The organism is Streptomyces sp. ISL-66, from assembly GCF_018614135.1.
Lineage (GTDB): Bacteria > Actinomycetota > Actinomycetes > Streptomycetales > Streptomycetaceae > Streptomyces.
Map to the genome: position 1 here is coordinate 19,523 of NZ_JAGGOW010000106.1, position 11,195 is coordinate 30,717.

An 11,195-nucleotide genomic window follows, 5' to 3' on the forward strand; every position below is an offset into this window, starting at 1 on the left:
CAGCGACCCGTTCATCCATTACCGATCTGCCCCCGAGGGGGAGGCAGGGGGGATTCATCATGAGCCCAGTCGTCATGGCGGTCGTGGGAGTCGTCGTACTCCTCGTCCTGCTCGCCCTCGTCGTGGTCACCCGCTACAAGGTCGCGGGCCCCAGCGAGGCGTTCATCATCACCGGCCGGCGCGGCAAGAGCTCCACCGACCCCGACACCGGACGGATCTCGACCGACAACAGCGGCCAGAAGGTCGTGGTCGGCGGGGGCGTGTTCGTCGTCCCCTTCGTCCAGCAGCGCTACACCCTCGACCTGTCCAGCCGTCACATCCCGGTAGCCGTCCGCGGGGCGGTCACCCTGCGCGGCATCAAGGCCAACCTGGAGGGTGTCGCGATCGTCAAGGTCGGCGGCGCCGAGGACGCCATCCGCGCCGCCGCGCAGCGCTTCCTCCAGCAGCAGGACGGCATCGTCGGCTTCACCCAGGAAGTGCTCTCCGGCGCGCTGCGCGCCATCGTGGGCCGGATGTCGGTGGAGGACATCATCCGCGACCGGGCCGCGTTCGCCGGCCAGGTCGCGGAGGAGGCCGAGGCCAGCCTGTCCGGCCAGGGCCTGGTCCTGGACGCCTTCCAGATCCAGGACATCACCACCGAGGGCTCCTACCTCGAAGACCTCGGCCGCCCCGAAGCGGCCCGCGCCAAGCAGGAAGCGGACATCGCCGAGGCCAACTCCCGCCAGGCAGCCGAGCAGGCACGCCTGAAGGCCGAAGAAGAGATCGCGGTCGCCCAGCGGACCCTGTACCTGCGTCAGGCCGAGATCAAGGCCGAGACCGACGCTGCAGCCGCTCAGGCCAACGCCGCCGGCCCGCTCGCCGAGGCCGACCGGCAGCAGCAGATCCTGGCGGAGCAGGAAAAGGTCGCCGAGCGACAGGCCGCTCTGACCGATCGCCAGCTCGACACGGAGGTACGCAAGCCCGCCGACGCCCGCCGCTACCAGGCCGAGCAGGAGGCAGAAGCCAAGCGCGTGGCCCGGGTCAAGCAGGCCGAGGCCGAACGGCTCGCCGCAATCGCCGCTGCCCAGGGCGAGGCCGAGCGGGCGCGTCTGACCGGCGAGGGCGAGAAGCAGCGCCGGTCCGCACTGGCAGAGGCCGAGGCCATCGAGGGCGCCAAGCGCGGAGAGGCCGAGCGCGCCCGGCGTGCGGCGATCGCGGAAGCCGTACGCCTGGAAGGCGACGCGGACGCGGCGGCCATCTTGGCCAGGGGCTCGGCCGAAGCGGAGGCGATGCAGAAGAAGGCGGACGCCTTCGAGAGCTACGGCGACGCGGCGATGATCCAGATGATGGTCGAGGTGCTGCCGCAGGTGGTGGCCAAGGCCGCCGAGCCGCTTTCCGCCATCGACAAGATGACCGTGATCTCCACGGACGGCGCGAGCAAGCTCTCTCGCACCGTCGCCGACAACGTCGCCCAGGGCATGGAACTGCTCGGCTCCACCACCGGCGTCGACCTGGCCCAGCTCCTCAAGGGCCTCACCGCCCCGAAGCAGGACCCCTCTCCTGCCCCCGCCCCGGCCAACGGGAAGATCGAAATCACCGGCTAGCCGCACCCGCACTCCGACCTTGGGGCCCGCTTCGGGGGAAGCGGGCCCCAAGGTCATTGCCCGGCGGAGCTTCCCGCTGAGGGCGCCCGAGAGATTGATGACGACCCTGTCGAGGTCGCCCACGTAGTCGAACTGCCCCCCGGCGACAGCAGGCGCTGAACCCGAGCCGCGGGCGGCCCGGCGAACGAGTGGGTCAGGACAGGGCGACGGAGGTGTTCTGGCCCAGGCGGGTGCGGAGGGTGGCGGCGAAGTCCTCTGCGCGGACCAGCTGGACGCGGAGCTTGTCGACCTGTTCGGTGGCGGCCTGCTCGTACTCGCGCACGCGGCCCAGCAGGACCTCTCGTTCGTCGGCGTCGAGGTGATCGTCGCCGTCCAGGCGGTCGGTGGCGTCCAGGAGGTCGCGCATCTGCTCCAGGGAGAAGCCGAGCGGCTTCATGCGGCGGATGACCATGAGCCGGGCGACGTCGGTCTCGGTGTATAGGCGGAAGCCGCCCTGGGAGCGGGCCGAGGGGATGACCAGGCCGGTCTCCTCGTAGTGCCGGATGGTGCGCAGGGACAGCTCCGTCCGCGCGGCGACTTCGCCGATCTGCATGTGCTTGTCGTCCACGCCCGTAGTCCTGGCCCTTCTCGTCCTGCCGGGACCGCGTCCCGTGCGACCCCACCGACCCCTACTCTAACGTTAGGGTAGAGTTGCTGATGGCGAGGGCGGCCCGGCTGCCCCGCGACTGCCGTTCCGGGGCCGATGGCGCCCCCGGCGAAGATCCGATTCTTGCAGGAGAGAGCGTGCGCGAGCCCATGAAGCCGATCGCCGCCGCCTGCCCGCCGTGACGCTTCGCCCCTCGATGTGAGCCGCTCGGCTGCGCCTGCGCGCAGGCTCCCGGCTCCGTCGCTTCTTCGACTTCCGGCCCGCTCCTGGCGGGCCGTCCGCGGGGTGCCGGCCCGGTTCCTCCGCGTTCTCCCGCACGCCCCGGCCTGCCAGTGGGGTGTGCCCGAGCACGACAGGTACTCGTCTCCTTGTCTTCTTCCGTAGTGACTCCCGCCGAGCGGCTGCGCGGCCTGCGCCCCGACTGGTTGAGCAACCCGAAGGTCTGGCGCACCGAGGTCCTCGCCGGCCTGGTCGTCGCGCTCGCGCTGATCCCGGAGGCGATCTCGTTCTCGATCATCGCCGGTGTCGACCCGGCGGTCGGCCTGTTCGCCTCGTTCACCATGGCCGTGGTCATCTCGATCGTCGGCGGACGGCGGGCGATGATCTCCGCCGCCACCGGCGCCGTCGCCCTGGTGATCGCCCCGCTGAACCGTGAGCACGGCTTCGGCTACCTGGTCGCCGCGGTCATCCTGGCCGGCGTCATCCAGGTCGCGCTCGGCGCGCTGGGGGTGGCGAAGCTGATGCGGTTCGTGCCGCGCTCGGTGATGGTCGGCTTCGTCAACGCCCTCGCCATCCTGATCTTCATGGCCCAGGTCCCCGAGATGCACGACGTCCCCTGGCCCGTGTATCCGCTGATCGCGGCTGGCCTGGCCTTGATGGTGTTCTTCCCGAAGGTCACCACCGTGATCCCGGCCCCGCTGGTCTCCATCGTCATCCTGACCGTCATCACGGTCGCCGCCGGCATCGCCGTACCGACTGTCGGTGACAAGGGCGCCCTGCCGTCCTCGCTGCCCGTGCCGGGCCTACCGGACGTGCCGTTCACGATGGACACCCTGACCACCATCGCCCCGTACGCGTTCGCGATGGCGCTGGTCGGCCTGATGGAGTCGCTGATGACGGCCAAGCTCGTCGACGAGATCACCGACACCCACTCCTCCAAGACCCGCGAGTCGATCGGCCAGGGCATCGCCAACATCGTCACCGGATTCTTCGGCGGCATGGGCGGCTGCGCCATGATCGGCCAGACCATGATCAACGTGAAGGTGTCCGGTGCCCGCACCCGCCTGTCGACGTTCCTGGCCGGCGTGTTCTTGATGGTGCTGTGCATCGCCTTCGGCCCGGTCGTCTCCGACATCCCGATGGCCGCCCTGGTCGCGGTGATGGTGATGGTGTCGTTTGCGACGTTCGACTGGCATTCCATCGCGCCGAAGACCCTCAAGCGGATGCCCGCCGGAGAGATCGCCGTCATGGTCATCACCGTGATCTGCGTGGTCGCCACCTCCAACCTTGCCATCGGCGTCGTCGTCGGCTCCGTCACCGCGATGGTCATCTTCGCCAAGCGCGTCGCCCACCTCGCCAACGTCACCGCCGTCACCGACCCCGACGGCACCAGCGTCGTCTACTCCGTGACGGGTGAACTGTTCTTCGCCTCCTCCAACGACCTGGTCAGCCAGTTCAACTACGCCACCGACCCTGACAAGGTCGTCATCGACTTGTCCGCAGCCCACATCTGGGATGCCTCCTCGGTCGCCGCCCTGGACGCCATCGAGACCAGGTACGCCCAGCGCGGCAAGAGCGTGGAGATCATCGGCCTGAACGACCCCAGCGCCGACCTCCACGGCAAACTCACCGGCGAACTCACCAGCCACTGACCCATCCCCGCGAAACTCGAGAGGACCCCGGCCTACCCGCTGGGGTCCTTCGCCGCTCTCATGGACGGACGGGGACGCGAGTGAAGACCGCGGGAACGGACCGCGGGCCCATCCCAACCGGCAGGCGGGCACGCGGAGAAGGCGGAGGCTGCCCGGGTTCCTGGGAGGAGCCGACCAAGATCTTCTCCCAGATTTCTCCCAAACGATCTCCGGAGACGCAGGAAGGGCCTGACCCGCGATGCGGATCAAGCCCTTGACTGGTCTTACGAAGTCGGGGTGGCGGGATTTGAACCCACGACCTCTTCGTCCCGAAGCATTCCGGGCCAATGAGCGAGCTGCCCATTCTACGTTGCTGACCTGCGGCGGAGGTCCGTGATCGTCCGTGGACGTCCGTCAGCCCTCGTACTGGTTGTCACTCAGTTAGACACCCGCCTGAGCCGAGCCAGGCTGCCGCTCGGGTGTCTTCACGTCTACTAAAGGAGAGAGGTAGCAGCGGGCCGCCGCCCGCTGACCGGCACGGCACGCACCAGGACCCCGAACCGCGCCGACGGTCCGGAGCCCTGGTGCGTGCTGCCGTGAGCGTAAGCGTCGTGCCACTGCGGGAGAGGATCTGACGCACGCCGGAGATACCGGGGATGTTGATGTACTGACCTGCGCCCTTCCTTACTCAGAGGGCGGCACGAGGGATCTTTGCGCCTCTCCACGTGGACCTTCTGGGTCGAAATCACTGCCTGCGCCCAAGAGCCCTTTCAGCGAGCGAGCGACCTCACGTCTGAAACAAGGCGTCCCACGATCCCTCTGTATCTGAAGCCGGGTCCGTGTTGTGGTAGATGGTGATACCCTCCGACGGCAAACCTTGATCGTTGATTGTGTAGAGGAAGTAGATGCCAGCCGGCGCGATGTTTCCGTTGGGTGGCGCAGTTACGATCAGAATGTTGCTTCCTTCGTGATGAAACGCCATTGACACGTAACGCTGATCAGCATTGAATGCGTGCGTGCATGAGCCTGCACGCACCATGGCGACACCTCGAATTTCAGTCGCTTGAGTGGTGCGAAGAACGAACTGGTCGCCAGTAGTGAAGCGGTCTGGGGCAGCGAGGATCTCCGGTCTGTTCGGGTTCCCGTAATACCACGGCTCGTAAATCTCGATGCGCATTTCGGCATTAATTAGCCCGGATGCGCCGTCGTGGCATGACCCGGCAGTCCACACGCGACCATCTCGCATGAGCAGGGCGACCGAGTGATAATTTCGGACGACCTTCGCCCGCTCTTTGGGTGCCGTGAGCGCAGTCCATTTGTTGGTATGAGGATCGAAGACCTCGGGAGTCTGAACACCGGTGGAGTCCTTCTCCAATCCTTCGATCGTTCCCTTCACGCCTCCAACGAATAGGACTTCTCCGGTGGGGAGTAGCACGGCGTTACCGGACATGCGCCGTGGATGTCCGGACAATGCGCGTTCGGTCCGCTCCCATTGGAGGGCATCTGGTGGAGTTTTCCCTGGCTCCCAGTCACTTAGATCCAAAATCCAGGCATCTTTTCCACCAGCGATTAGCACACGACGGCGCTGGTACTGCTCCCCTGCCAGCAGCGGTAGAAGCACCGAAGTCTCCCGGAACCCGACGTTGTTGTAGTCAGGACCGTTGACTGGCGTGAATTGACACACGTCGTGAAATGTTGCCGACCATGGGTTATCTTTCACGGTCATACTGACGGTCCGGCGGTTGAGCTCTGTCATCGTCGTGAATACGACATCTCCTGTTGGGAGGAGATGCGCACGGGGATAAAACGTTGTTCTGTGATTGTCGAACAGCTGGCGTTGCGCCGCGTTAGAGTAGCTTCCCAGCCGATGCCATTCTCCATCCGGCCAAGGAAAAGGCTGAAAAACCTCTGGGATGAAATTGTTGTGTTCAAGATCACCATCCCCTGGGTGGCCGCTTAGCGCAAGGATGTCACCGTTGCCTAGGGTGAGAAGAGTGGGGTACCACCGTCCGCCTGTCTCCTCAGACTCCGAGTGGGGGTCCTGAATACCACGATTAAGCGGGGCAATATTGACCCACTTAGCTGCACTTGGCGGCTTATATCTCACGACAGCCGCGCCACGCGTCCCTGGCCAGTGAGTGGCATGAGGACCCGAGGCCTGCTCATAGGCGGCAGTCCCGCCAGCCGCCAGAAGCGTACCGTTCGCACTTAGGGCGTGCCCACAGCAGAAGAGATCAAATCCAGGGCCGCCCACCACTTTCGATACTTCGCCTGTGCCGCAATTGTAGAGGCGAGTATTTTCGATCCCTGTAGGCTTTTGGGCATCATATTGGCTACCGGCGAAGTAGATAATCCTATCGAAGTTCAAAAAAGCTGCATGCACAGCCAAAATCTCTGAGTCGATCAATACGGGATTCCACGGCATGGCCCCATAGTGACCCAGCTTGGACTGATTCGTGAACGACACGGCTCGATGGCCCGCCAAATAAGGTCATCGGCTCATAGAGCTCGTAACGGGATCTTGGTGAGATGCACTGGTCGGGCGTAACTGGTGTGACGATTCGGCCGTTCGGGATGGTGTGAGTAATCGGCCTTGGATCGTGGACGACGACTTGTGGGCACTGATCGAGCTGCTACTGCCGCCCTGGCCGACGAGGTCGCCAGGGCCGCGCGCGCAAATATAGGACCCCATGCCCGGCCGGGGGTGCCTTTTCTGAACCATCCCGGGCGCTGTCCCGTGGCGGCACTCCTGCTGTCGCCGCATCTGGCGAGCTCGGATCGTCTTGAACCGCTGCCGTCTGCATTGCGAGTCCATAGTCTTGAAGGCGGTCTAGTCGGGCAGTGGACTGTTCAACCAAGTTGCTCAGTCACGCCGTTGGAGCCACCGCCTTCCCTCGAAGGGATCCAGAAGCTCATGACTGTTGCCCCGCCCGCACCGTCTCTCTGCGCCAGGTGCGGCACGAAGCTGGGCCGAAGCAACACCGATACCGTGTGCAGTCCCTGCCGCAGGGCCGTAGGCCCTGGAGCCTCAGGCAGCCCCGTGCGCGCCGTATCAGCCGACCCGTCGCCCCACTGGCTCGCCAGCGATACGGAGCGGGCCACCCCTCCCGACGGCTCGAATCTGGCCGACGTTCTCAAGGCGTACCGGGCACTCCACAAGCTCAAGCAGCAGGATCTAGCCGATCTGCTCGGTTACGACCAGTCCTACGTGTCCCTGCTCGAACGCGGTAAGCGAAGTATCCGAGACATGGACGAACTCCGCAGGCTGGCTCGTGCACTGGCGCTTCCGGAGGATGAGCTCGGCTTGCTCCCGTCGGCCGAAGCTGTGGCCACGGTCGCGGTCCCCCCGGGCGACCCGGCCAAAGGGGGTCCGCTCGCCGCAGTGGACGACCAACGTCGTTGGCGCATGACACGTCGCGAGCTCAACCGACACCGGGCGGACCTCACGAAGGCCGCAGCCCGGCTGTATCCGGATCTCGGCCGTGCAGGCAACAGTCCGGTGCTCACCCGCGAGTCGTGGATGTGGCCCGCACCGGTCGACTTCGCAGACATCGCGCTGGCCTGGCTGACACAGACCAGTCCACCGGAAATCACGGGGCGGGAGAAGGAGTCTGAGGGCGTCCGGCCCCTCGCCCCTCAGGGCACCAAGTTCGAGCGCTACACGCAGGCGATCCGGATGATCGACCGCCCGTCGCTGTTCGTCAATCGACCGAGCTTCCGACTGCTGGATGTTGCCCAAGCGGAGGGGCACCCCAAGCTGTCCTTCGGCTACACGACCTACTTCGACATGGCTGACGTCTGCGAAGGGGTGGCCCACGAGCTGGCGAGTGCCTGGCTGAAGACCGGTAGCGACCCGGGGTGGATCAGCGAGCCGAGCTGGGCGGAACTTCCCTTCCGAGGTTTGGTCGGAGATCCCTTCGACCTCGGCCACAGGGTGTTGCTGCCGTCCATCGACACCCTGACCATTCGGCTCGGCCCCGAAGGCGCTTCGTTTCCGCTCCACCACCGTTCCGCGAGCAACGTGGCGCTGGCCGGCGGGAACTACCACGTCATGCCGGCCGGGGTCTTCCAACCCTCATCGGTGATGCCCTGGGACCAGTCGAATGACTTCAACCTCTGGCGCAACGTGCTCCGGGAGTACGCGGAGGAGTTCCTCGGGGACCCCGAGGCCGACGGCAGCAGTGGCGAGCCGATCGACTACGACTCCACCGAACCGTTCCGAACCCTCAACCAGGCTCGCCGCGACGGCAAGGTGCGCCCCTACTGTTTCGGGATCGGTCTGGACCCGCTCACGCTGGCCGGCGAGATCCTCAGCGTGGTGGTCATCGACTCCGACGTGTACGACTCCGTCTTCTCCGGGATGGTGTCCCGGAATTCCGAGGGCACGGTCGTCGCCCGGCCGCCTGGCGACAGCAGCGCCGGGATTGAGTTCACCGAGGCCAACATCCGGCGCCTACTGGACAATGAACCCCTGGCATCCGCCGCCGCTGCGTGCCTCGACCTGGCGTGGCAGCATCGCGGGCTCATTCTGGGCTGAGAGGGAGATCAGTGCGCGTACTTGTGACCGGCGCCTACGGATTCGTGGGCAACGCGGTTGTACGACGGCTCGCCGAGGCAGGCCACGAAACCGTGGTGCTCACGCATCGGCCGGCTGATGCCCCCCTGCCGGAGCTGCCGGTGTCCCAGGTCTTCCACGGCGACATCAGGGATGAGGCGGCCCTGCGAGCGGCTCTCGACGGTGTCCAGGCCGTCTGCCATCTCGCGGCTCTGACCCGAGTCCGCGAATCCTTCGAGCAGCCGGAGGAGTACCAGGCCGTCAACGCTGGCGGCACGGTGACGCTGCTCGACGCGCTGGTTGCCACCTCGGCAGGCTTGGAGCCCCCTACGGTCATCCTTGGTTCTACGGCGGCGGTCTACGGAGCACCCGAGCAGCAGCCCATAGGCGAGGACACCGTGCCCGCTCCGAGCAATCCCTACGGGACGTCGAAGCTGGCCGCAGATGAAGCACTCCGGGCCCGAGCGGAGGCGGGAGGAGTCAAGGCCGTGAGCCTGCGGTGCTTCAACATCTCGGGCGCCGTCAGCGGCGTGGGGGACTCGGACGAGAGCCGCATCATTCCGAAGGCGGTCGCTGTGGCGGCCGGCCGCTACCCGCACCTTGAGATGAACGGAGACGGCGATGCAGTCCGGGACTTCGTTCACGTAGACGACCTGGCGCGCGCATACGTGCTGGCTCTTGAGGCCGACACCTCTGTCCCGTACCGGGTCTACAACGTAGGTGCCACCGCGGCGAGCATGCGGGAGATCGTGGCTGCGGTTGAACGGGTATCCGGAAGGGAGGTGCCCGTAGTGCACCGCCCCCCGCAGCCCGAGCCGCCGCGTCTGGTGGCCGACATCTCGAGGATCACCACTGATCTCGGATGGAAGCCGGAGCGGTCCAGCCTTAAGCAACTGGTTGGCGACGCGTGGTCGGTCGTGTCCGCCAGCAGCTACTAACACCGCGGATCAGCCGCTCAAAGAGGTCAGGGGCGTCAGAGCCCAGGTCAGCGCGCGCCTTCGTGTACCGGCGGGCCGCGCCCTTGAGGTAGCCAACGGCTCCCTGCCGGGTCTCGCTCCGCCATCTGCTGTACGAAAGGCAGGCTGTCAACGGCAAGCTCCGCCACCATCTTGGCGTTCCAGAAAGCCAGGAAGGGCTTCGGCAACATGCTGATGACGGAGGTGACGCCGGGGACCTTCAGGTCAGGCTTTTCCGGGTCGAAGTAGAAGCGGGTACCGCTTCGGGTGATGGTGCGGATCTGGGCCATGGGCCGGGCCCCCCTGGGCTCGTGGTGGATGGTTCGCCACGGGTCTGGGGGCGTCGATTGCCCAGGCGGTGACGCAGTGACGGAGTGTCAAGGTCCAAAGATTGAACCGCCTCGATCAAGGAACCCGGGAGCGGGCTCTAGGTGCCTCTTACTCACCCAGGATTCCCGCCCTATCGCATCCGCCACCAGGACACAGCGGCCGATGGCGGGCTGCTTGACCTCCACGACAGTAACCTCCGTTGTAAAGCCCATCTGGGGGTCCTTCAAGAACATCTTCTGACCTGATTGAACCTTCATGCTAAAACCTCCTCCCAGGTCGCTCCCCGTATCTGGCATACCTCGGTTGAGCTAAGCGCGCCAGTTGAGCAGTACAGGGCCCAAGGCGCGCATGTACGATCGCCACTGCGGCCGTCGATTGACTAAAAGTCAATAATCGGCATGGCAGTCCGAAGTTGTGTTTATGGGAAGAAGGTAATGCCTTCATGCTCGCATCACTGCTGCCCGGCATCCGTGAAATCCGGACGCCGCTGGTCACCGGCTACATCTGGGTTATTTCCCTGTGGCTGATCGCTGGCAACGCTATTCCGGGCAGGGATCAGGCGCAAGGTCAGATTCGGCAGATCTACAGCTTCACTGACTTCTTTGGGAAGTCTGCCATTCTTGCCGTGATCACTTTCATTGCTTACCTGCTCGGCACCCTTTTGGAGGTGAAAGCAATGAGCGTCCTCAGTCCGATTCTGTGGATTAGGCGGGAGGTGCAGAGGGACATTCATGGAAGGCAGGCATGGGAGGAGCTAGCTACGCCCCATCGCATCTTGAAGTTTCGTCCACTGCTAACCAAACCAGCTTCTAAAACTCTTGAGAGGTATGTTCACAACAGAGTTCAAGGGGCGACGCCAGAGAATGCCGAGAAATGGTTCGGTAAGGAATCCTTTCGGGCGCAAGAAATCCTAGCAACGGACCTTGATCAAGTTCGCACACGGCTATTCGCCGTTAATACCGACCTCTATGGCGAAAGTGACCGAAAAGCTAGCGAATCGGATGTTCGAGCTAATGTGGCGCTAGCAGGTGCATTCTTGAGTATCGTACTGAGTTTGAACTTTACCCTCTGGTGGCTTGTGCTTCTTCCTGTGAGCGCAATTCTGCTGGTTCGAGGGATCTCTCTGGCACGGCAAGCCAACGACATGCTCGTGCAAGCCGTCGTTACCGAACTGGTCAAATCACCGGCGCTCGAGCAGTATCTCGAAGGGGTGGAGCGTCAATACCGCGAAGGAACACCTGGAGAGGAAACCAACTAGTAGGGCTCCGTTAGGTC

Annotated in this window: 8 protein-coding genes; 5 read left to right on the top strand and 3 right to left on the bottom strand. The window is 64.8% G+C overall.

Annotated features, from left to right (window positions below; genetic code table 11):
- Positions 1-59 precede the first annotated feature (59 nt).
- A complete protein-coding gene (locus J7E97_RS20515; protein WP_215029270.1) occupies positions 60-1,583 on the top strand; it encodes a flotillin family protein in 1,524 nt (507 codons plus the stop codon).
- A gap of 193 nt (positions 1,584-1,776) precedes the next feature.
- On the opposite strand, the gene J7E97_RS20520 is transcribed toward J7E97_RS20515, so the two are convergent.
- Complete coding sequence (locus J7E97_RS20520) at positions 1,777-2,190, bottom strand: MerR family transcriptional regulator (protein ID WP_215029272.1); 414 nt, start codon at positions 2,188-2,190, stop codon at positions 1,777-1,779.
- A gap of 407 nt (positions 2,191-2,597) precedes the next feature.
- Here J7E97_RS20520 and J7E97_RS20525 point away from each other — a divergent pair, with 407 nt between their 5' ends.
- Positions 2,598-4,100 (top strand): SulP family inorganic anion transporter, encoded by a 1,503-nt coding sequence (locus tag J7E97_RS20525; RefSeq protein ID WP_215029274.1) that lies wholly within the window; start codon positions 2,598-2,600, stop codon positions 4,098-4,100.
- A 766-nt stretch (positions 4,101-4,866) separates the two neighbouring features.
- On the opposite strand, the gene J7E97_RS20530 is transcribed toward J7E97_RS20525, so the two are convergent.
- A complete protein-coding gene (locus tag J7E97_RS20530; RefSeq protein ID WP_215029276.1) occupies positions 4,867-6,504 on the bottom strand; it encodes a galactose oxidase early set domain-containing protein in 1,638 nt (545 codons plus the stop codon).
- 615 nt (positions 6,505-7,119) lie between these two features.
- Between J7E97_RS20530 and J7E97_RS20535 the strand changes: the two genes are divergently transcribed.
- Entirely contained in the window at positions 7,120-8,616 is a 1,497-nt protein-coding gene (locus J7E97_RS20535) for a helix-turn-helix transcriptional regulator (RefSeq protein WP_215029278.1), read from the top strand.
- Positions 8,617-8,627: 11 nt separating this feature from the next.
- On the top strand, positions 8,628-9,572 hold the full coding sequence (locus J7E97_RS20540) for an NAD-dependent epimerase/dehydratase family protein (RefSeq protein WP_215029281.1): 945 nt from the start codon (positions 8,628-8,630) through the stop codon (positions 9,570-9,572).
- A 47-nt stretch (positions 9,573-9,619) separates the two neighbouring features.
- Here the strand turns inward: J7E97_RS20540 and J7E97_RS20545 are convergent, their stop codons facing one another.
- Positions 9,620-9,880: a hypothetical protein gene (locus tag J7E97_RS20545; protein WP_215029284.1), complete on the bottom strand. Its 261-nt coding sequence runs from the start codon at positions 9,878-9,880 to the stop codon at positions 9,620-9,622.
- Between the two features lie 482 nt (positions 9,881-10,362).
- On the opposite strand from J7E97_RS20545, the gene J7E97_RS20550 reads away from it, so the two are divergent.
- Entirely contained in the window at positions 10,363-11,178 is an 816-nt protein-coding gene (locus J7E97_RS20550) for a hypothetical protein (RefSeq protein ID WP_215029287.1), read from the top strand.
- The last annotated feature ends 17 nt before the right edge of the window (positions 11,179-11,195 follow it).